Annotated in this window: 21 protein-coding genes; 14 read left to right on the forward strand and 7 right to left on the reverse strand. The window is 71.5% G+C overall.

The features are described 5' to 3' along the window. Positions 1–111 precede the first annotated feature (111 nt). Positions 112–777, reverse strand: coding sequence for a TetR/AcrR family transcriptional regulator (locus ACIQWX_RS47490; protein WP_400886112.1), 666 nt, complete (start codon positions 775–777; stop codon positions 112–114). Positions 778–846: 69 nt separating this feature from the next. On the opposite strand from ACIQWX_RS47490, the gene ACIQWX_RS47495 reads away from it, so the two are divergent. Then, entirely contained in the window at positions 847–2,013 is a 1,167-nt protein-coding gene (locus ACIQWX_RS47495; protein ID WP_400886115.1) for a helix-turn-helix domain-containing protein, read from the forward strand. A 37-nt stretch (positions 2,014–2,050) separates the two neighbouring features. Here ACIQWX_RS47495 and ACIQWX_RS47500 read toward each other — a convergent pair whose 3' ends face one another. Beyond that, the gene (locus ACIQWX_RS47500; RefSeq protein WP_400886118.1) at positions 2,051–2,905 is read right to left on the reverse strand and encodes an SDR family oxidoreductase; all 855 of its coding nucleotides are present in this window, start codon (positions 2,903–2,905) and stop codon (positions 2,051–2,053) included. Positions 2,906–3,019: 114 nt separating this feature from the next. Here ACIQWX_RS47500 and ACIQWX_RS47505 point away from each other — a divergent pair, with 114 nt between their 5' ends. Beyond that, complete coding sequence (locus ACIQWX_RS47505; protein WP_400886120.1) at positions 3,020–3,409, forward strand: winged helix-turn-helix transcriptional regulator; 390 nt, start codon at positions 3,020–3,022, stop codon at positions 3,407–3,409. 6 nt (positions 3,410–3,415) lie between these two features. On the opposite strand, the gene ACIQWX_RS47510 is transcribed toward ACIQWX_RS47505, so the two are convergent. Further along, entirely contained in the window at positions 3,416–4,195 is a 780-nt protein-coding gene (locus ACIQWX_RS47510) for a hypothetical protein (RefSeq protein ID WP_400886122.1), read from the reverse strand. A 65-nt stretch (positions 4,196–4,260) separates the two neighbouring features. Between ACIQWX_RS47510 and ACIQWX_RS47515 the strand changes: the two genes are divergently transcribed. Genes ACIQWX_RS47515 through fgd form a run of 7 tightly spaced genes read left to right on the forward strand, consistent with a single transcriptional unit; the run spans position 4,261 to position 10,287 of the window. Beyond that, positions 4,261–5,028, forward strand: a complete 768-nt coding sequence (locus ACIQWX_RS47515) for an SDR family oxidoreductase (RefSeq protein ID WP_400886125.1) — start codon at positions 4,261–4,263, stop codon at positions 5,026–5,028. Next, a complete protein-coding gene (locus ACIQWX_RS47520; protein WP_400886126.1) occupies positions 5,025–5,903 on the forward strand; it encodes an SDR family oxidoreductase in 879 nt (292 codons plus the stop codon). The genes ACIQWX_RS47515 and ACIQWX_RS47520 overlap by 4 nt, the downstream gene beginning before the upstream one ends. Further along, a complete protein-coding gene (locus ACIQWX_RS47525; RefSeq protein ID WP_400886128.1) occupies positions 5,903–6,643 on the forward strand; it encodes an enoyl-CoA hydratase family protein in 741 nt (246 codons plus the stop codon). The genes ACIQWX_RS47520 and ACIQWX_RS47525 overlap by 1 nt, the downstream gene beginning before the upstream one ends. Continuing rightward, positions 6,633–7,496: a CoA transferase subunit A gene (locus tag ACIQWX_RS47530; protein ID WP_400886130.1), complete on the forward strand. Its 864-nt coding sequence runs from the start codon at positions 6,633–6,635 to the stop codon at positions 7,494–7,496. The genes ACIQWX_RS47525 and ACIQWX_RS47530 overlap by 11 nt, the downstream gene beginning before the upstream one ends. Continuing rightward, the gene (locus ACIQWX_RS47535; protein ID WP_400886133.1) at positions 7,493–8,224 is read left to right on the forward strand and encodes a CoA-transferase subunit beta; all 732 of its coding nucleotides are present in this window, start codon (positions 7,493–7,495) and stop codon (positions 8,222–8,224) included. Before ACIQWX_RS47530 ends, ACIQWX_RS47535 begins: the two co-directional genes overlap by 4 nt. Beyond that, positions 8,221–9,276, forward strand: coding sequence for an NAD(P)H-dependent flavin oxidoreductase (locus ACIQWX_RS47540; protein WP_400886135.1), 1,056 nt, complete (start codon positions 8,221–8,223; stop codon positions 9,274–9,276). The genes ACIQWX_RS47535 and ACIQWX_RS47540 overlap by 4 nt, the downstream gene beginning before the upstream one ends. Before the next feature lie 6 nt (positions 9,277–9,282). After that, on the forward strand, positions 9,283–10,287 hold the full coding sequence (gene fgd, locus ACIQWX_RS47545) for a glucose-6-phosphate dehydrogenase (coenzyme-F420) (RefSeq protein WP_400886137.1): 1,005 nt from the start codon (positions 9,283–9,285) through the stop codon (positions 10,285–10,287). 1 nt (position 10,288) lies between these two features. Here the strand turns inward: fgd and ACIQWX_RS47550 are convergent, their stop codons facing one another. Genes ACIQWX_RS47550 through ACIQWX_RS47560 form a run of 3 tightly spaced genes read right to left on the reverse strand, consistent with a single transcriptional unit; the run spans position 10,289 to position 13,361 of the window. Continuing rightward, positions 10,289–11,440 (reverse strand): acetyl-CoA C-acetyltransferase, encoded by a 1,152-nt coding sequence (locus tag ACIQWX_RS47550; protein ID WP_400886139.1) that lies wholly within the window; start codon positions 11,438–11,440, stop codon positions 10,289–10,291. Between the two features lie 8 nt (positions 11,441–11,448). Then, the gene (locus tag ACIQWX_RS47555; RefSeq protein ID WP_400886142.1) at positions 11,449–12,219 is read right to left on the reverse strand and encodes an SDR family oxidoreductase; all 771 of its coding nucleotides are present in this window, start codon (positions 12,217–12,219) and stop codon (positions 11,449–11,451) included. Then, complete coding sequence (locus ACIQWX_RS47560) at positions 12,216–13,361, reverse strand: acyl-CoA dehydrogenase family protein (protein ID WP_400886144.1); 1,146 nt, start codon at positions 13,359–13,361, stop codon at positions 12,216–12,218. The genes ACIQWX_RS47555 and ACIQWX_RS47560 overlap by 4 nt, the downstream gene beginning before the upstream one ends. 82 nt (positions 13,362–13,443) lie before the next feature. Here ACIQWX_RS47560 and ACIQWX_RS47565 point away from each other — a divergent pair, with 82 nt between their 5' ends. The 5 genes from ACIQWX_RS47565 to ACIQWX_RS47585 are packed head-to-tail and all read left to right on the forward strand — an operon-like array spanning position 13,444 to position 18,893. After that, a complete protein-coding gene (locus ACIQWX_RS47565) occupies positions 13,444–14,976 on the forward strand; it encodes a FadD3 family acyl-CoA ligase (RefSeq protein ID WP_400886147.1) in 1,533 nt (510 codons plus the stop codon). After that, positions 14,973–15,818: an enoyl-CoA hydratase gene (locus ACIQWX_RS47570; protein WP_400886148.1), complete on the forward strand. Its 846-nt coding sequence runs from the start codon at positions 14,973–14,975 to the stop codon at positions 15,816–15,818. Before ACIQWX_RS47565 ends, ACIQWX_RS47570 begins: the two co-directional genes overlap by 4 nt. After that, positions 15,818–16,948: an acyl-CoA dehydrogenase family protein gene (locus ACIQWX_RS47575; RefSeq protein WP_400886151.1), complete on the forward strand. Its 1,131-nt coding sequence runs from the start codon at positions 15,818–15,820 to the stop codon at positions 16,946–16,948. The genes ACIQWX_RS47570 and ACIQWX_RS47575 overlap by 1 nt, the downstream gene beginning before the upstream one ends. Next, positions 16,945–17,859: an acyl-CoA dehydrogenase family protein gene (locus ACIQWX_RS47580; protein ID WP_400886153.1), complete on the forward strand. Its 915-nt coding sequence runs from the start codon at positions 16,945–16,947 to the stop codon at positions 17,857–17,859. Before ACIQWX_RS47575 ends, ACIQWX_RS47580 begins: the two co-directional genes overlap by 4 nt. Beyond that, positions 17,856–18,893, forward strand: coding sequence for an acyl-CoA dehydrogenase family protein (locus tag ACIQWX_RS47585; protein ID WP_400886156.1), 1,038 nt, complete (start codon positions 17,856–17,858; stop codon positions 18,891–18,893). The genes ACIQWX_RS47580 and ACIQWX_RS47585 overlap by 4 nt, the downstream gene beginning before the upstream one ends. Here the strand turns inward: ACIQWX_RS47585 and ACIQWX_RS47590 are convergent. Next, a complete protein-coding gene (locus tag ACIQWX_RS47590) occupies positions 18,890–20,704 on the reverse strand; it encodes a flavin-containing monooxygenase (protein WP_400886158.1) in 1,815 nt (604 codons plus the stop codon). The genes ACIQWX_RS47585 and ACIQWX_RS47590 overlap by 4 nt on opposite strands. Positions 20,705–20,737 lie beyond the last annotated feature (33 nt).

Consider the following 20,737-nt stretch of genomic DNA (forward strand, 5'->3'; position numbering starts at 1 on the left):
GAAAACCGGAATGTCCGCAAACGCTTTCCCAAAAAGGGGAAGAAAGCAAGAAGAGATTCGATCTGGCCGGGGTAATTGTTCAGCCGGTGACAAACAGTCCGATGTGGACGCTCAGGTCGTGCACTGCCCGGCGTCGACGCGGTCCAGCAATGCGGGGTCGAGACCGCGCACGGCGGCCATCACGAACCCGGTGGCGAGCTCGCCCGCCGCGATCGGGTCGACACCGGGGGAGTGGGAGACGTGCATCGCGGCCCGGCCGACCAGGCCGACCATCATCGCGGCCAGCAGGTCCGCGCCGGGACCGGGCGTGCGTCCGTGCGCGAGCAGGTGCTCGCGCACGCGGTCGACGACGTGCGCGGTGACCGTGTCGGCGAGGGTGCGCCGCTCGTCCGACATCTCGTCGACGGCGGAGTCGAACAGCATCCGGAAGCCGGCCGGGTGGGCCCGGGCGTAGCGGAACATGGCCATCACGGCGAGCCGGACGCGGTCTTCGAGCGGGCTCGCGCTCGCGGTTTCGTAGGCGGTGAGGATCCAGTTCCGCAGCGCGGCTACCTCGCGGCTCACGGTGGCGCGGAAAAGCGCCGCCTTGTCCCCGAAATGCGCGTAGAGCGTCGGTTTCGTGGAGTCGGCGCGGGCGGCGATCAGGTCCATCGTGGCCTGGGCGTACCCGCGTTCGGCGAACACCGCGCGGGCGGCGTCGAGCAGCTCGCCGTCGGTGGGCCGGGCGGCCGGGCTCCGGCGCGTGCTGGATCGATCAGGGGACCGCGGCCTGCTCATGGAGGTGTACTGTACGGTCCCGCTGCTTTACTGTCCGGTAAAGCTCACCCGCCCCGCGAAGGGAGCCCGGTGTCCGGCGACCAAGCTCGGCAGCAAGTCCCGGTGGCGCACGAGGTGTCCGGACGCGCGGAGCTGGCCGCGCTGATGCGCCCGGCGGTCCCGTCGCTGGTGGACTGGATCGTCCGGGAGGTGTGGCAGGCCGTCCCGGTCTACGCCCGGCACGGCCGCGTCACCCGGCACGGGGTCGAGTGCGCGGTGGTGCTGTTCGTCGACCTCGTCGAGGATCCGCTCGCGCCGCGGGACCGGTTGTACGAGACGTGCCGCCGGCTCGGCGCGGGCGAGGCGTACGAGGGCCGGACCCTCGACGACCTGCAGGCGGCCTACCGCGTCGGCACCCGCGCGGGCTGGCGGTGGATCATGCGCCTGGGCCGCCGGCAACGGCTGTCGTCGGCGGTGATGGCGCGCTTGGCGGAGATGTTGTTCGGCTACGCGGACGACCTGGCGCGGATGTCGATCCGCGGGCACCGCGAGGCGGAGGCGGAGCTCGGCGGCACGCGGGCGAGCCTGCGCCGCCGGCTGCTGCGCCTGGTCACCGGCCCGGTGCCGCCGACGGACGCGGTGGTGGCCGAGCTCGCGACGGCGGCCGGCTGGCCGGTGCCCGGCGAGGTGGCCGCCGTCGTCCTCGAGGCGCCGGTGGAGCCGTGCTGGGGACCCGAGGTGCTGGCCGACCTCGAGCCGCCGCAGCCCTGGCTGGTGGTGCCGGCCCCGGTGGACGGGCGGTTGCTCGCCGCCCTCGGGGTCCGGGCCGCGGTGGGACCGCCGGTCCGGCCGTCGGCGTCGGCGCAGTCCCTGCGCTGGGCGCGGGCGACGCTGCGGCTGGTGGGCGAAGGCGCGCTGCCGGACGCTCCGGTGACGTGGTGCGCGAAGCACTTGACGACGCTTTGGCTGCTCTGCGACCCGGCTCTGGCCGAGCAGGTGGCCCGTCAGGAACTGGCCCCGCTGGCCGGGTTCCCGGACCGCACGCGCCGCCGGTTGAGCGAGACCTTGCTGTCGTGGCTGGAAAACGGCGGCAACTCGGAGAAGATCGCGGTGGACCTGTCGGTGCACCCGCAGACGGTCCGGTACCGCGTGCGGCAGCTCAAGGAGGCGTTCGGCGAGCGGCTGGAGGACGCCGAGGCGCGGTTCGCGATGCAGGCGGCGTTGCGGGTGTCGGCGTTGCGGTCGCGCGGCGCGTGAAGGTCTCCTCCGCTCGGGGAGGAGACCTTCCCGGACGTCAGCCCTTGACCAAGGCGGTGACGGCTTCCGCCAACGGCGTCGTCGGCCGGCCGAGGAGGCGGCGCAGGTCGCCGGAGTCCGACGTCAGCTCGCCCTCGGCGATGCCGCGGTCGGCGTCGGCCAGCATGGCCGCCACCGGCTCCGGCAGCCCGGCGCCGACGAGGACCTTCCGGTACTGCTCGACCGGCAGGTCCTGGTAGGTGACCGGCTTGCCCGCCGCGGCCGAGACGGCGGCGGCGAGGTCGGCGTAGCCGAACGGCTCGTCGCCGGCCAGCTCGTACACCTTGCCCTGGTGGCCTTCGCCGGTCAGGACCTCGACGGCGGCTTCCGCGAAGTCGATCCGCGGGACGGCGCCGAGCTTGCCCTCGCCGGCGCTGCCGACGAAGGAGCCGACGGTGAGCGCCTGGGCGATCGTCTGCGCGTAGTTCTCGGTGTACCAGCCGTTGCGCAGGAGGGTGAACGGCAAGCCCGACGCGCGGATGGCCTCCTCGGTGGCCTTGTGGTCCGGCGCGACGAACAGCTTCGTCGTGTCGGCGGCCAGGACGCTCGTGTAGGCGAGGTGCCCGACGCCGGCCTCGCGGGCGGCCGCGATGACGGCTTCGTGCTGGGCCAGCCGCTGCCCGGGCGTGCTGCTCGAGACGAGCAGCACCTTGTCCGCCCCGGCGAAGGCCGCGGTGAGGCTCGCGGGGTCGTCGTAGTCGGCCCGCCGCACCTGAACGCCCCGCGCGGCGAAGTCGGCGGCCTTCCCGGGATCGCGCACGGCGGCGACGACCTCGCCGGGCGCGACCTTCTTCAGCAGGCCTTCCACGACCAGGCGGCCGAGCTGGCCGGTGGCACCGGTGACCACGATCATCTGTTTGCTCCTTCGGTTCGCTTACCATCAGAGTGTACTAACTTTTCGAAAGTGCGAACTGTTGGTGAGCATGCTCACCTGGGGTTCCGGGTCGGGCGAGGTACCGTTGACGCCATGAGCGAGTGGCTGGACGAGCACGGGCAGGTGGTGTTCGACGTGTTCGCGCAGGCGTGCACGTCCCGCGCGACGCTCGAGCACATCACCGGCCGGTGGGGGATCTTGGCGATGGCCGCCCTCCACGACGGCACGCTCCGGTTCAACGCCCTGCGCCGCCGGGTGTCCGGGGTGAGCGAGAAGATGCTGGCCCAGACCCTGCAGGCCCTGGAGCGCGACGGGTTCGTCCACCGCGAGGCCCAGCCGACCATTCCGCCGAAGGTGGAGTACAGCTTGACCCCTCGCGGCCGCCGCACGGCGGCGCTGCTGCTGGCGCTGATCGAGGACGTCGAGGGCCAGATGCCCGAGGTCATGGCGGCGAACGCGGAGTACGACGCCGCTAAGTCGTAACGGGTTCTAGTCCGCCCAAGGGAGCCGCACGGCTTCGAGTTCGGGGTCGCTCAGCAGGGCTTCGATCAGGTCCGGCGGGCCGGCGACCTTGGTGCCCCACAGGTCGTAGTCGGTGCCCAGGCACCACGAGCGGTCCGCGGCCCAGAGGTTCGAGGGGCTGAAGCCGACCTCGGGGTTGTCGTAGAGGATTCCGGCGTCGCCGAGGCGTCCGGCGTGCACCACGAGGTTCTCGAGGTCGAGGAACCCGGACGTCGCCGGGCAGTAGTAGGCGAAGCAGGGCGTGTCCGGCCCCGCGGGACTGTGTTCGGCGAGCACGTCGATCAGCCGCGTCCAGGTCTCGCGGTCGAGGCTTCCCTCCGTGGGCGGGGCGATGCCGAGTGGCCAGCTGCCGTCCTTCTTGACCGACGGGAAGCACTGGTGGCCGGGCAGCAGTCCGTCGGGAACGACCGGGTCGCCGGTGCGCTCGGCCAGTTCCGCCCAGCGCAACCGCCGCCAGCCGGGACCCGGGTGTTCCGCGCGGCCCAACCCGCCGCCCGTCGTGACGGTCGTGGCTTCGAGGTCGATGCCGGCCACGACGAGCGGCTCGACGCTGCCTTCCGCCAGCCGCGCCTGCCGGAGCTCGTGGTACGTCGACCCGGTCGGCCCTCGCTCGTGCTCGTACATCGCGTTGAGCACCCAGGCCGAGCCGGGCATCGCCGGTGGCAGGAAACCCGTCAGGCCGTCGCCGCACAGGTCCTGCAGCCAGTCCGCGGCTCCGGGCGGCGCGAGCGGCCAGTGGTCGTCCATGCGCCCATGATCCCGGACGCACCACCAACCTTGCCCAAAGTTGGAACGTGTTCTAGTTTTGGGGAGTGAAGACCGATCTGGGCCTGTCCGGCGCCGTCGTCCTGGTGACGGGTGGCGTCCGCGGTGTCGGCCGGGGCATCACCGACGTGTTCCTCGCCCACGGCGCCCACGTGGTCACCTGCGCTCGCCACCACGCCGCCACCGACGCCGAGTTCCGCGCCTGTGACGTCCGGGACGAAACCCAGGTCGAAGCCCTCATCGACGGGATCGTCAAGGATCACGGCCGCCTCGACGTCGTCGTCAACAACGCCGGCGGCGCACCCTACGCGCCTGCCGCCACCGGGTCGCCGCGGCTGCACGACAGAGTCGTCCAGCTCAACCTGCTCGCTCCGCTCCTGGTCTCGCAACGAGCCAACGCCGTCATGCAACGCCAGGCCGCAGGCGGCTCGATCGTGATGATCTCCAGTGTCAGCGGTACGCGCGCGTCGCCCGGGACCGCCGCCTACGGGGCCGCCAAGGCGGGGCTCGACAGCCTCACCGCCAGCCTCGCCGTCGAGTGGGCGCCGAAGGTGCGGGTCAACGCCCTGGACGTCGGCATGGTGCGCACCGAACAGGCCCACCTGCACTACGGCAGCGAGGCCGCGGTCGACGCGGTCGGGAAGACCGTGCCGCTCGGGCGGCTGGCCGAGCCGGCGGAAGTGGGCGCCTGCGCCGCCTTCCTCGCCTCCGGCCTGGCCTCCTACGTCTCCGGCGCGACCCTGCTCGTGCACGGCGGGGGAGAGGTCCCGGCGTTCCTCGCCGCGGCCGACGTCAACCAACGGGAGGATTCGTGAGCGGGTTGTGCCAGGACCGGGTGGTCGTGGTGACCGGCGCCGGCCGCGGCATCGGGCGGGCCCACGCCCTCGCCTTCGCCGCCGAAGGCGCGCCGGTCGTGGTGAACGACGTGGACGCGGACGCGACCGCCGGGGTCGTCGCGGAAATCGAGGCGCTGGGCGGGAAGGCCGTCGCCAGCGCCGACGACATCGCCGACTGGACCGGGGCGAAGAACCTCATCGACACCGCCCTGGCGCACTTCGGCCGCCTGGACGTGCTCGTCAACAACGCGGGGTTCGTCCGCGACCGGATGCTGGTCAACCTGAGCGAGGACGAGTGGGACGCGGTCGTGCGAGTGCACCTCAAAGGCCACTTCGCTCCGTTGAGGCACGCCGCCGACCACTGGCGGGCCGAGGCGAAAGCCGGACGCACACCGAGTGCGCGCGTCATCAACACCAGTTCCGGCGCCGGGCTGCTCGGCAGCGTCGGCCAGGGCAACTATTCCGCCGCGAAGGCGGGGATCGCCAGCCTGACCGTAGTGGCGGCGGCCGAGCTGGCGCGCTACGGCGTGACGGTGAACGCGATCGCGCCGGCCGCGCGGACCCGGATGACCGAGGCGGTCTTCGCGTCGATGGCGCGTCCGGACGACGGCTTCGACGCGATGGCACCCGAGAACGTCTCGCCATTGGTGGTCTGGCTGGGCAGCGAGGAGTCCGCGCAGGTGACCGGCCGGGTCTTCGAGGTCGAGGGCGGCAAGATCTCGGTGGCACAGGCCTGGCGGCACGGCCCGGTCGTGGACAAGGGCGACCGGTGGGACCCGGCCGAGCTCGGCCCGGTGGTCAAGGACCTGCTCGAGCGCGCGCCCGAGCCCGAGCCCGTCTACGGAGCGAGCTGATGGCGATCCTCACCAAGCGCGACGGGCACGTCGAGGTCGTCACCGTCGACTTCCCGCCGGTCAACGCGCTGCCCGTGCAGGGCTGGTTCGACCTGGCCGACGCGCTCACGCAAGCCGGCCGCGATCCCGAAGTGCACGTCGTGATCCTCCGCGCGGAAGGCCGCGGCTTCAACGCCGGGGTCGACATCAAGGAAATCCAACGCAGCGCCGGCTACGACGCGCTGGTCGGCGCGAACCGGGGCTGCTACGCGGCTTTCGGGGCCGTCTACGACTGCGAGGTCCCGGTTGTAGCGGCCGTGCACGGGTTCTGCCTCGGCGGCGGAATCGGGCTGGTCGGCAACGCCGACGTCGTCCTCGCGTCCGACGACGCCACCTTCGGCGTCCCCGAGGTCGAACGCGGCGCACTCGGCGCCGCGACCCACCTAGCCCGGCTCGTGCCGCAGCACCTCATGCGCACCCTCTACTTCACCGCGCGCACCATCACCGCCGCCGAGCTGCACGCGCACGGCTCGGTCTACCAGGTCGTCCCGCGCGCCGAGCTGGACGACGCCGCGCTCGCCGTCGCCCGCGACATCGCGAAGAAGGACCCGCGGGTCATCCGGGCGGCCAAAGAGGCGCTGAACGGCATCGACACCCAGCAGGTGCACCGCAGCTACCGGTTCGAGCAGGGCTTCACCTTCGAGCTCAACCTGCTCGGCGCGTCCGACGAAGCCCGCGAGGAGTTCTTGAATGGCCGATAAGCGCACGACCGCCGACGAGGTGGCGGCCGAGCTGGCAGACGGCATGACGATCGGGATCGGCGGCTGGGGTTCGCGGCGCAAGCCGATGGCCCTGGTCCGCGCGATCCTTCGCACGCCCGTCAAGGACCTCACGGTCGTCTCCTACGGCGGCCCGGACGTCGGCCTGCTGTGCGCGGCGGGCAAGGTCAAGCGGGTGGTCTTCGGGTTCGTGACGCTCGACTCGATCCCGTTCGACCCGTGGTTCGGCCGCGCGCGCGAGACCGGCGCCATCGCCGTCACCGAGTACGACGAAGGCATGTTCGGTGCCGCGCTTTCCGCGGCCGCTCAACGGCTTCCGTTCCTGCCGATGCGAGCGGGCCTCGGCTCTGAGGTGATGCGCGCCAACCCGGGCCTGCGGACCGTGCGATCGCCGTACGCCGACGGCGAGGAGCTGGTCGCGGTCCCGGCGCAGCACCTGGACGTCGCACTGGTGCACCTCAACCGCGCCGACCCGCGCGGCAACGCCCAGTACCTCGGCCCGGACCCGTACTTCGACGACCTGTTCTGCCTGGCCGCGGCCAAACGGTTTGTCTCCGTGGAGAAAGTCGTCGACACGACCGAGCTGACAGCGGGCGGACCGATCCAGTCGCTGCTGCTCAACCGAAGCGCGGTCGACGGTGTCATCGAGTCCCCGCGCGGCGCCCACTTCACCACGGCGGTCCCGGACTACGGTCGCGACGAACGGTTCCAGCGCCACTACGCGGCCTGCGCCAAGGACCTCGACGCGTGGCCGGGCTTCGCGGACCGGTTCCTGTCCGGTGACGAAACGCGGTACCTGTCCGAAGTGGACAAGTTCGAGGCGGAGGCGGCATGAGCGCGACGAGGGCCGAGATCGTCGTCGTGGCGATGGCCGAGGTGTTCCGCGGCGACGGCGAGATCGTGGTCAGCCCGATGGGCCTGGTCCCGCAGCTGGGGGCCAAGCTCGCGCGCCTGACGTTCGAGCCCGACCTGCTGATGTCCGACGGCGAGGCCTACCTCGTGACGACCGACGGCGTGGTCGAGGGCTGGCAGCCGTTTCGCAAGATGCTCGACACGATCGTCCCGCACGGCCGCCGGCACGTCGTGATGGGCGCCAACCAGATCGACCGGTACGGCAACCAGAACATCTCCGCGATCGGCGACCACGGCCGGCCGCAGAAGCAGCTCCTCGGCGTGCGCGGCGCGCCGGGCAACACGGTCAACCACCGCACCAGCTACTGGGTTCCCCGGCACTCCCCGCGGGTCTTCGTGGACACTGTGGACGTCGTGTCGGGCGTCGGCTACGACAACGCGGCCAAAGCCGGGCCGTCGGCGCAGAAGTACCACGACGTCCACCGGGTGGTGACGAACCTCGGCGTGTTCGACTTCGGTGGTCCCGACCACGCGATGCGGGCGGTCTCGCTGCACCCCGGCGTCACCCGCGACGAGGTCGTGGCGGCCACGACGTTCGAGATCGACTTGTCCACTGTGGATATCAGCCGTGAGCCGACCGGCGAAGAGCTGCGGCTGCTCCGCGAGGTCGTGGACCCGAAGAGCCTGCGCGACAAGGAAGTCCCGGCGTGAAGACCGCGCTGACCGAGCTCGTCGGCGTCGACCACCCGATCGTGCAGACCGGCATGGGCTGGGTCGCCGGCCCGCGGCTCGTCTCGGCGACCGCCGACGCGGGCGCGCTCGGCATCCTCGCGTCGGCCACGATGACGTTCGCCGAACTGGAAGCCGCGATCGCCGAAGTCAAGAAGCGCACGGAAAAGCCGTTCGGCGTCAACCTCCGCGCCGACGCGGCGGACGCCGGCGACCGCGTCGACCTGCTGATCCGCGAAGACGTCAAGGTGGCGTCGTTCGCGCTCGCGCCGCGCAAGGAGATGATCGCGAAACTGCGGGACCACGGGATCGTCGTGATCCCATCGGTCGGCGCCGCGCGGCACGCCGAGAAGGTCGCCGCCTGGGGTGCGGACGCGGTCATCGTCCAGGGCGGCGAAGGCGGCGGGCACACCGGGGGAGTGGCCACGACGTTGCTGCTGCCGAGCGTGCTGGACGCGGTCGACATCCCGGTCGTCGCCGCCGGTGGCTTCTTCGACGGCCGCGGCCTGGCCGCCGCGCTGGCCTACGGCGCGGCCGGCGTCGCGATGGGCACCCGGTTCCTGCTGAGCAAGGAGAGCACGGTCCCCGACGACGTCAAGCGCGTCTACCTCGAGCAGGGTCTCACCGGGACGGTCGTCACCCGGCGCGTCGACGGCCTGCCGCACCGCGTCCTGCGCACCGACCTGGTGGAGAAGCTCGAACGCACCGGCCGGATCCGCGGCCTCGCGCAGGCCGCGCGCAACGCGCTGCGCTTCCGGAATATCACCGGACTGTCCCCGGTTGCCATGGTCAAAGAAGGCCTTGCGATGAAGCACGGCAACGATCTGACCTGGAGTCAGCTGGTCATGGCGGCCAACACCCCGATGCTGTTGCGGGCGGGGCTGGTCGACGGCCGGACGGACGCCGGAGTGCTAGCGTCGGGACAGGTGGTGGGCATGATCCACGACCTGCCCACGGTGGCCGGGATCGTCGCGGGCACAGTGGCCGAGGCGGGTGAGATCCTTCGCCGTCTCGGCCGGGAAACGGGAGGATGAGCGAGGGTGGCGCTGAAGGTCGGTTACAAGGCGTCCGCGGAGCAGTTCGGGCCGCGGGACCTGGTCGAATACGCCGTGCGCGCCGAAGAGGTCGGCCTCGACTCGGTTTGGGTGTCGGACCACTTCTTGCCGTGGCGGCACGAAGGCGGCCACGCGCCGTGGGCGCTGGCCTGGATGCCGGCGGTGGCCGAGCGGACGAAGCGGGTGCAGATCGGCACGAGCGTGCTGACCCCGACGTTCCGGTACAACCCGGCGGTGATCGCGCAGGCGTTCGCGACGATGTCGCTGCTGTCGGGTGGCCGCGTGATCCTCGGCGTGGGGTCCGGCGAGGCGCTGAACGAGATCGCGGTGTCGGGGCGGGAGTGGCCGGAGTTCAAGGAGCGCTTCGCCCGGCTGCGCGAGTCGATCAAGCTGATCCGCGAGCTGTGGACCAGCGACAACGTGAACTTCAAGGGCGACTACTACGAGCTGGTGGACGCCAAGATCTACGACCGGCCGGAGCAGCCGGTGCCGGTGTACATCGCCGCCGGTGGTCCGGTGGTGGCCAAGTACGCGGGCCGCGCGGGCGACGGGTTCATTTGCACGTCCGGCAAGGGCATGGACCTCTACACCGAGAAGCTGATGCCCGCGGTGAAGGAGGGCGCCGAGGCGGCCGAGAAGACCGTCGAGGACGTCGACCGGACGATCGAGATCAAGCTGTCCTACGACCGCGACCACGAGAAGGCGCTGGAGAACACCCGGTTCTGGGCGCCGCTGTCGCTGTCGGCGGAGCAGAAGCACAGCGTCTCCTCGGCCGAGGAGATGGAGCGGCTGGCCGACGAGCTGCCGATCGAGCAGGTCGCCAAGCGGTGGATCGTGGCGTCGGACCCGGACGAGGCCGTGGCGCAGATCAAGCCGTACCTGGACGCGGGGCTGAACCACCTGGTGTTCCACGGGCCGGGGCACGACCAGGAGCGGTTCCTGAGCCAGTTCTCCGAGGACGTGCTGCCGAAGCTGCGCGCCCTCGGCTGAGTCACAGCCGTTCGATGATGGTGACGTTCGCGGTGCCGCCGCCTTCGCACATCGTCTGCAGGCCGTAACGCCCCTCGCGGCGCTCCAGCTCGTGCAGGAGCGTCGCGAGGAGTTTGGTCCCGGTCGCCCCGATCGGGTGGCCGAGGGCGATGCCGCCGCCGTTGACGTTCACCCGCTCGGGGTCCGCGCCCGTTTCGTCCAGCCACGCCAGCACCACGCTGGCGAACGCCTCGTTGACCTCGAACAGGTCGATGTCCTCGACGCTCAACCCGGTCTTCCGGAGCGCCTGCGCGGTGGCGGGGATCGGGCCGGTCAACATCCACACCGGGTCGGCCGCCCGCACCGACAGGTGGTGGATGCGGGCTCGCGGCGTCAGGTCGTGCTCCTTCACGAACGCTTCCGACGCCACCAATGCCGCACTCGCGCCGTCGGAAATCTGGCTGGCCACCGCCGCTGTCAGCCGGGATCCCGCGCTCAGCGGCTTCAACCCGCGCATCCGCTCCGGTGACGTGTCCCGGCGCGGCCCCTCGTCGTGCCGGAAGCCGTCCACCGGCGCGATTTCCCCGTCGAACCGGCCGGAATCGATGGCCGCGAGGGCTCGTTGGTGGCTGCGGAACGCGTACTCCTCCATCGCCTCCCGGCTGATGTCCCAGTGCTCGGCGATCATGTCGGCGCTGCGGAACTGCGACACCTCGACGCTGCCGTAGCGCTCCTGCCAGCCCTTCGAGCCGGAGAACGGGTCGTCGAAGCCGTACTCGCGCCCGGCCAGCATGGCCGCGCCGATCGGGATGCGGCTCATGTTCTGCACCCCGCCGGCCAGCACCAGGTCCTGCGTACCCGACATGACGGCCTGCGCGGCGAAGTGCACCGCCTGCTGGCTCGACCCGCACTGCCGGTCGACCGTCACCCCGGGCACGTGGTCGGGGTAGCCGGCCGCGAGCCACGCGGTGCGCGCGACGTTGCCCGACTGCGGGCCCAGGGTGTCGACGCAGCCGAGGATGACGTCGTCGACGAGGTCCGGGTCGACGCCCGCGCGTTCGACGACCGCCCGGATGACGTGCGCGCCGAGATCGGCGGAGTGCCACCCGGACAGCGCGCCGCCGCGCCGGCCGACCGGGGTGCGGACGGCGTCGAGGAGGAAGGCTTCGGGCACGGGAGCTCCTAGGGGTGCTGGCTGGAGACGGAGACGACTTCGCCGGTGAGGTAGCTCGCGTAGTCGCTGGCGAGGAAGACCATGACGTTCGCGACCTCCCACGGCTCGGCCGCCCGGCCGAATGCCTCTTGCTTGGTCAGGTCGGCCAGGAGTTCGTCGCTGGTCACCTTGGCGAGGAACGGGTGCATGGCCAGGCTCGGCGCGACGGCGTTGATCCGGACGCCGTGCTCGGCGGCGTCGAGCGCCGAACACCGGGTGAGTGCCATGACCCCGGCCTTCGCGGCCGCGTAGTGTGCCTGACCGGCTTGGGCGCGCCAGCCGATCACCGAGGCGTTGTTGACGATCGCCCCGCCACCGCCCTGGGCGACGAACTGCTTCAAGGCCGCGCGGGTGCAGCGGAACGTCCCGGTGAGGGTGATGTCGAGGACCTTCGACCACTCGTCATCGGTCATGTCCAGCACGGACTTCGTGCCGCCGAGCCCGGCGTTGTTGACCATGACGTCGAGCCGTCCGAAGTGGTCGACGGCGCCGTCGATGAGCGCCTGGACCTGGTCTTCCTTCGTGACGTCGCAGGGGAGCGCGTGCACCTTGCCCAGCTCGGCGAGTTCGGCGGCCTTCTCCCCGAGACGCCGTTCGTGCCAATCGCTGATCACGACGTTCGCGCCCTCTTCGAGACAGCGCTTGGCCACGGCCGACCCGATGCCGGTGCCGGCCGCGGCGGTCACCACGACGACCTTGCCGGACAACAGGTCGTGGCCGGCTGGGTAGTGCGGGATCACGGGCGCGCCTCCCTCGGCAGGCCGAGCACGCGCTCGGCGATGATGTTCCGCTCGATTTCGTCCGACCCGCCGTAGATGGTGTCGGCGCGGGTGAACAGGTACAGCCGCTGCCAGTCGTCCAGTTCGCCACCGGAGGCGGTCAGCGAACGCGCCCCTCGCGCCCGCATCGCGAGCTCGCCGAGCCCGCGGTGCCACTGCGCCCACAGCAGCTTGCCGACGGCGACCTCCGGTCCGGCGGGGCGGCCGAGCGTCCGCAGGGCGTGGGCACGCAGGACGCGCAGGCCGATGCGGGCGCGGGTGAGGTCGGCGCGCAGCAGGGGGTCGTCGTAGGTGCCGAGCCGTTTCGCCTCGGCGGTGATGTCGTCGAGTTCGCGGCGGAAGCCGATCTGCTGGCCCAGCGTCGAAACCCCGCGTTCGAACCCGAGCGTGGCCATGGCGATCTTCCAGCCTTCGCCCGGCGCGCCGACGACGAGGTCGGCGGCCGTGCGGGCGTCGTCGAAGAAGACTTCGTTGAACTCCGACGTCCCGGTGAGCTGCTGGATCGGCCGGACCGTCACGCCGTCCTGACGCAGTGGCACCAGCAAGTAGGAGAGCCCGTGGTGGCGCTGCGACCCCGGTTCGGTGCGGGCGACGACGAAGCACCAGTCGGCCACGTGGGCCAGGGACGTCCAGATCTTCTGGCCGTTGACCACCCATTCGCCGTCACGCAGGACCGCGGACGTCGAGACGGCGGCCAGGTCGGAGCCGGCGCCGGGCTCGGAGTAGCCCTGGCACCAGAGTTCTTCGACGGCGACGATCTTGGGCAGGAAACGAGCCTGCTGCTCGGGTGTGCCGAAGGCGATGAGCGTCGGGCCGAGCAGCTGTTCGCCGATGTGGTTGACCCGGGCGGGCGCACCGGAGGCCGCGTACTCCTCGTGGAACGCCACTTGGTCGTCGAGGGACAGGCCGCGGCCGCCGTGCTCGACCGGCCAGCCGACGCACGTCCAGCCCGCCGCGGCGAGGTGGCGTTCCCAGGCCAGCCGCAGGTCGAACGCCTCGTGCTCGCGTCCCGGCCCGCCGAGGCCACGCAGCTGGGCGAACTCGCCGGTCAGGTTGTCCGCGAGCCAGCCCGCGACCTCGCGGCGGAATCGCGTCGGTTCCACGCACGCCTCCTTGCTGCCGGGCCGGTCCGGCACCTAGGGTAATGAGAACACGTTCTAGTTTGCCGGTCCAGAGGAGGGTGTGGTGGGACAGACCACGATCCCGGCCGTCGTCCGCGATGCCGCCGCGAAGTTCGGCGCCGCGGAGGCACTGGTCGACGGCGACGTCCGGCTCGGCTTCGACGCGCTTCTGGAACGTGTTCAATCGGTCGCGCGGGCCTTCGCGGCCCGGGGCGTCCAGCCCGGCGACCGCGTCGCCATCACCCTGCCCAACACCCACCACTGGGTGCTCACGGCGCTGGGCGCGCTCTACGCAGGCGCGGCCCTGGTGCCGGTCAACACCCGGTTCACCGCCGCCGAGACCGTGGACCTGCTGGTCCGCAGCCGGGCGAAAGCCCTGGTCGTGGCCGCGGACTTCCTCGGCGCGGACCGCCACGCCGCGATCGTGGCCACCGGCGCCGGCCTGCCGGACCTCGGCACGGTCGTCCGGGTGCCCCTCGAACAACCGCACCGGCCGGTGCCGGGCACCCTCGGCTGGGACGAGTTCCTGGACCTCGCGGAGCAGGTGCCGCTCGCGGAGGCCGAAAGCCGCGCGGACGCCGTCCGGCCGGACGACGTCAGCGACATCCTGTTCACCTCGGGCACGACCGGCCGCTCGAAGGGCGTGCTGTCGGCGCACCGCCAGGTGGTTGGCGTCGCCGCGGCCTGGGCGGACTGCGGCCGGGTCACCGCCGACGACCGGTACCTGGTGATCAACCCGTTCTTCCACAGCTTCGGCTACAAGGCCGGCATCGTGGTCGGGCTGCTGACCGGCGCGACGATCGTGCCGCAGGCGGTGTTCGACGTGCGGGCCGCCCTGGACCTGATCGCCCGCGAACGCGTCTCGGTGCTCCCGGGCGCGCCGACGATCTTCCAGTCACTGCTGAACGAACCCGAACGCGGCGACCTCTCGTCATTGCGGCTGGCGGTGACCGGCGCGGCCGACGTGCCGGCGTCGCTCGTCCGGCGCATGCGGGCCGAGCTGGGCTTCGACATCGTCTTGACCGCGTACGGCCTCACCGAAGCCGTGGTGGTGACGATGTGCCGGCCGGGCGACGACGCCGAGCTGGTCGCGCGCACGTCCGGCCGCGCGACGGCGGACTTCGAGGTCGCGATCCACGGTTCGCCCGGCGAGGTCGTGGTCCGCGGGCCGAACGTGATGCTCGGCTACCTCGACGACCCGGACGCCACCGCGAAGGCCGTCGACGAGCAGGGCTGGCTCCACACCGGCGACGTCGGCGAGCTGGACGCCGACGGCAACCTCACGCTCACCGGCCGGCTCAAGGACATGTACATCTGCGGCGGCTTCAACGTCTACCCGGCCGAGGTCGAGCACGCCCTGACCGAACTGGACGGCGTCCGCGACGTCGCCGTCGTCGGCGTCCCGGACGAACGGCTCGGCGAGGTCGGCAAGGCCTTCGTCGTCGGCACCGGACTGTCCGAACGGGACGTCCTGGCGTTCTGCCGCGAGCGGCTGGCCAACTACAAGACCCCGCGGTTCGTCGCGTTCCTGGACGAACTGCCCCGCAACGCTTCCGGCAAGGTGCTGAAGCGGCTGCTGACCGAGGAGAACGCATGAGTGAACCGGTGGTCCGCTCCGAGCGGCGCGGGCCGGTCGCGGTCGTCACGATGAACCGGCCCGACTACCGCAACGCCCAGAACTCGGCCATGACCTACGCGCTCGACGACGCCTTCACCGAGGCCGTGAACGACCCCGAGGTCAAGGTGATCGTGCTGGCGGGGGAAGGAAAGCACTTCTCGGCCGGGCACGACATCGGCAGCCCGGGCCGCGACGCGGATCAGACGTTCGACCGGCGCGCGGTGCTGTGGTGGGACCACACCGACCGGGCCGGCGGTGACCAGCGGTTCGCCCGCGAGTCCGAGGTCTACCTCGGGATGTGCCGCCGGTGGCGGGAAATCCCGAAACCGATGATCGCGAGCATCCAGGGCGCGTGCATCGCGGGTGGCTTGATGCTGGCGTGGGTATGCGACCTGATCGTGGCCGCGGACGACGCGTTCTTCGCCGATCCCGTGGTGCGCATGGGGATTCCGGGTGTCGAGTACTTCGCGCACCCGTGGGTGCTCGGCCCGCGCGCGGCCAAGGAAGTGCTCTTCACCGGGGAGCGGTTCACCGTCCAGCAAGCCAAGGAGTGGGGGATGGTGACCCGGATCGTGCCGCGTGCCGAGCTGGAACAGCACACCCTCGAACTGGCCGAAAAGATCAGCGGGATGCCGCAGTTCGGGCTGGCACTGGCGAAGAAAGCCGTCAACCAGGCCGAGGACCTGATGGGCCTGCGGTCCGGAATGGACTCCGTGTTCGGCCTCCACCACCTGGCGCACGCGCACAACGCGGAGACGTCGGAAGATTCGCTGGGCGGGCAGTCGGCGCGGTCGATGCGTGACGCGAACAAGGGGGCGTGATGGACCTCGACGTCGACGAGGCGTCCGCGGCCTTCCGCGACGAGGCCCGGTCGTGGCTTTCCGAGCACGTGCGGACGCTGCCGTCGATGGACACCGCCGAGGGCTTCGCGGCGCACCGCGAATGGGAAGCCGAGCTGGCGGAGGCGCGGTGGTCGGTCGTGTCGTGGCCGCGGGAGTACCACGGCCGGGACGCGCCGATGCTGCAGTGGCTGCTGTTCGAGGAGGAGTACTACGCCTCGGGCGCACCAGGACGCGTGAGCCAGAACGGCATCTTCATGCTCGGCCCGACGTTGTTCGCCCACGGTACGCAAGAGCAGCGCGACCGGATCCTGCCCGCGATGGCGACGGGCGAGCAGGTGTGGGCGCAGGCGTGGTCGGAACCCGAAGCGGGCAGCGACATCGCGGCGTTGCGCAGCACGGCGGTCCGCACCGACGGCGGGTGGTTGTTGTCGGGGCAGAAGACGTGGAGTTCCCGGGCCACCTTCGCCGACCGCGCGTTCGGGTTGTTCCGCACCGACCCGGACGCGCAGCGCCACCACGGCCTGACGTACTTCATGGCCGACCTGCGCGCGGACGGCGTGACGGTCCGGCCGATCCCGCAGCTCGACGGCGAACCCGGGTTCGCCGAGATCTTCTTCGACGAGGTGTTCGTGCCGGACGAGGACGTGATCGGGGAGGTGGGGCAGGGCTGGCGGGTCGCGATGACGACCGCGAACAACGAGCGTGGCCTGTCGCTGCGCAGCCCCGGCCGGTTCCTCGCCGCGGCCGATCGCCTGGCCGACCTCTGGCGTTCCCGTGGCTCCGCGGATTCCACAAAGGACCGCGTTGCGGACGCCTGGATCGGGGCTCGCGCCTACCAGCTCTACACGTTCGGCACGGTGAGCCGCTTGGCCGAGGGCGGCGAGCTGGGCCCGGAATCGAGCGTCAACAAGCTGTTCTGGTCCCACCTGGACGTCGAACTTCACGAGACCGCGTTGGACGTGCTGGGCCCGGAGGCGGAGACCGACGAGGCGTGGGTGAACGGCTACCTGTTCTCCCTGGCCGGGCCGATCTACGGCGGTACCGACCAGATCCAGCGGAACACGATCGCCGAACGGCTGCTGAAGCTGCCCAGGGAGGCCCGCCGATGAGGTTCCAGCTGTCGCCGGAGCACCGGCAGTTCGCCGCGACGCTGCACGACCTGCTGGGCGGGGCGGACACCGCGGCGACCACCCGGGCCTGGGCGGCGGGGGAGCACGACCGCGGCCTCAAGCTCTGGCGTGCGCTCGCCGACGTCGGGGTGTTCGGACTGCTCGTGCCGGAGGACGCCGGCGGTCTCGGCGCCGGCCCGGTCGACCTGGTAGTCGCGTTCGAAGCGCTCGGCTACCACGCCGTCCCGGGCCCGCTCGTCGAGTCGGCCGCGGTCGCCCCGGCGCTGCTGACCGGCGACCGGCTCACCGCCCTCACCGAAGGCGACCTCCTGGCCACCCTCGCCGCGCCGCCGGAAGTCCCCTTGGCGCTGGACGCCGACGTCGCGGGTGTGGTGCTGGACCTCACCGGCGCCGAGCTGGAACCGGAGCCCGAACTCGTCCGCTCGATCGACCCGGCCCGACGGCTGTTCCGGGTCCCCGCGACCCCGGCGGGCGAGGTGGCCGCGTTCGACTTGGGCGTCCTCGCCGTGTCCGCTCAGCTGCTCGGCGCCGGTCAGTGGCTCCTCGACACGTCGGTGGCGTACGCCAAGCAGCGTCGCCAGTACGGCCGGGCCATCGGCGAGTACCAGGCGATCAAGCACCTGCTCGCCGACGTCGCCACCCGGCTCGAACTGGCCCGCCCGCTGGTCCACGGCGCGGCCGTCGCCGGTGAGACGTTCGCCCGGGACGTCTCGGCGGCGAAGGTCATGGCGGGCGACGCCGCGTACCTCGCCGCGCGGACGGCCCTGCAGGTGCACGGCGCCATCGGCTACACCGTCGAGCACGACCTCGGCCTGCGCCTGACGAAGGTGCGGGCCCTCGCCGGCGCCTGGGGGACCGGGGCCTTCCACCGGACGCGGGTGCTGCGATGACCGACCCCCAGGACACCGAGGAAGCCCAGGCCCTGCGGGACGCCGTCCGGTCCCTGCTGACCCGCCGGTCGGGCCCGGAGGCGGTGCGCGCGGCGATGGCGTCCCCCCTCGGGTACGACGACAAGCTCTGGTCGACGCTGTGCGAGCAGATCGGCGTGGCCGCGCTGGCGATCCCCGAGCACTACGGCGGCGCGGGTGCCGGCCTGGCCGAGGTGTGCGTGGTCATGGCCGAACTCGGCCGGACCCTGACCCCCGTCCCGATGCTGGGTTCCGCCGTGCTGTGCGGGGAAGCGTTGCTGCGCACGGGAAACGACGAAGCTTGCGAACGGCTGCTGCCGGGCATCGCCGCGGGTACCACCCTCGCCGCGCTGGCCTGGTCCGACGAGGACTGGACGCCCGGGCTCACCGCGTCGGACACCGGACTCGACGGCCGCGCGCACTACGTCCTCGACGGCGACCTCGCGGACGTCCTCTTGGCGGTGGCCCGGACAGCGGACGGTGTCGGCTTGTTCGAGGTGCCTCTCGACGGCGTCCGCCGCGAACGCGTCACCACGCTCGACCCGACCCGGCGGCTCGCCGTGGTGGACTTCGCGTCGAGCCCGGCCCGCCGCCTCGACGCCGACGGGTTCAGGCTTGAAAAACTGCTCGACACGGCCGTGATCGCGGTGGCCGCGGAACAGGTCGGCGCGGCGGCCCGGGCTCTGGAGCTGACGGTGGAGTACACGAAGCAACGCCGCCAGTTCGGCCGCCCGATCGGCTCGTTCCAGGCGCTGAAGCACCGGATGGCCGACGTGCACGTCCACGTCGAAGCGGCCCGCTCGGCGCTGTACGCGGCCATTGTGGACGGTGACGCCGAAGCCGTCGCGACGGCGAAAGTCGTGTGCGGCGAGGCGTTTTCGCACGCGGCGGCGGAGATGGTCCAGCTCCACGGCGGCATCGCGATCACCTGGGAACACGACGCCCACCTGTACTTCAAGCGCGCACACGGGACCGCCCTCCTCTTCGGCGATCCCGTGCGCGCGCTGTCGGGCTAGGAAAGGTGGTGCACTTCCTGCAACCCGTAGACCGGCGTCGGGATGCCCTCGGCGCGGGCCTTCAGCTGCAGCGCCAGGTAGAGCGAGTAGTGCCGTGACTGGTGCAGGTTGCCGCCGTGGAACCACAAGCCTTCCTGCTGCGTGGGTTTCCACATGTTCCGCTGCTCGCCCTCCCACGGCCCGGGGTCCTTGGTCGTGTCCGAGCCCAGGCCCCAGACCTTGCCGACCCTGTCCGCGACCTCCTGGCTGATCAGGTCGGCCGCCCAGCCGTTCATCGAGCCGTAGCCCGTCGCGTAGACCACCAGGTCGGCCTCCAGCTCGGTGCCGTCGTCGAGCTTCACGGACGTCTCGGTCAGCTCGACGACCTGGCCGTGCGCGAGCCTGACGTCACCGTCGGCAACCAGGTCCGCCGCGCCCACGTCGATGTAGTAGCCCGAGCCGCGGCGCAGGTACTTCATGAAGAGGCCGGAATCGTCGTCGCCCCAGTCGTGGCGGAAGCCCGCCGCTTCGAGGCGGTCGTAGAACTCCTGGTCACGCTCCTTGATCGCCGCGTACACCGGCTGCTGGAACGTGTGCATGATCCGGTACGGCAGCGAGGCGAACGTCAGGTCCGCCTTCTGCGTCGTCATCCCGGCTTCCAGGGCGCGTTCCGAATAGAGGTCGCCGAGGCCGAGGTCCATCAGCGAGTCCGACTTCACGATGTGCGTCGAGCTGCGCTGGACCATCGTGACGTCGGCGCCGGCCTCCCACAGCGCGCCGCAGATGTCGAACGCCGAATTGTTCGACCCGATGATCACGGCCTTCTTGCCGCGGTAGGCGTCCGGGCCGGGGTGGCGCGAGCTGTGGTGCTGCTCGCCGCGGAAGCGGTCCTGGCCGGGCAGCACCGGGACGTTCGGCTTGCCCGACATGCCGGTCGCGAGCACCAGCTGCTTCGGCGTCAGCACGACCTCTTCGCCGTCGCGGTCGAGGACGACGGTCCACTCCTTCGCCTCTTCGTCGTAGGTGGCACTCTTGCACGTCGTCGACGACCAGTAGTTGACCTCCATGACCTTCGTGTACATCTCGAGCCAGTCGGCGATCTTGTCCTTCGGCGCGAACACCGGCCAGGTGCGCGGGAAGTCCAGGTAGGGCAGGTGGTCGTACCAGACCGGGTCGTGCAGGCACAGCGACTTGTACCGGCCGCGCCACTGGTCGCCCGGGCGCGCGTACCGGTCGACGACCACGTGCGGCACGCCGAGCTGCCGCAGCCGCGCGCCCAGCGCGATCCCGCCCTGCCCGCCGCCGATGACGACGACGTACGGCTGCCGGGTCGTGCCCAGCTCGGCCGCTTCGGCCTGCCGCGCCTCGGCCCAGGTGACGCGCTCGCGGTTGATGCCGTGCTCCGCGCCCTTCGGCCGGCCGGTGCCGAGCGGCTCCTCGTGGCCCTTCAGCTCGTACAGCGTCGTGAGGAACGTGAACGCGCCTTCGCCGTTGAGCCGCAGGTGCCCGCGACCCCGGCCGGCGGCCGTCTCGAACCCGATCCACGCTTCGACGATCCCGCCGGCCTCGGTCGGTTCCTCGGCGATGTGGAAGCCGGTCGCGCCGGTGCCGTCCATGGTGGCCAGCAGCAGATCCTTGACGCCGCCGCGGTTTTCGACCGTCTTGAGGTTCCAGGTGAACGCGATCAGGTCGCGCCAGAACGACGTCGTCGCGAAGAGGGCGGCCGCCCGGTCGGCGTCCCGGGCCGCGAGTGCGGCCTCGAATTCGGCGAGCCAGCCGTCGACGCGCTGCCGGGGATCGAGGGCCGCGGCCGGTTCGAGGGTCTGGGTCATGAGCGGACCTCCCCGCGTCGGGCACCGTCGTCG

The organism is Amycolatopsis sp. NPDC098790 (genome assembly GCF_044759945.1).
Classification (GTDB): domain Bacteria; phylum Actinomycetota; class Actinomycetes; order Mycobacteriales; family Pseudonocardiaceae; genus Amycolatopsis.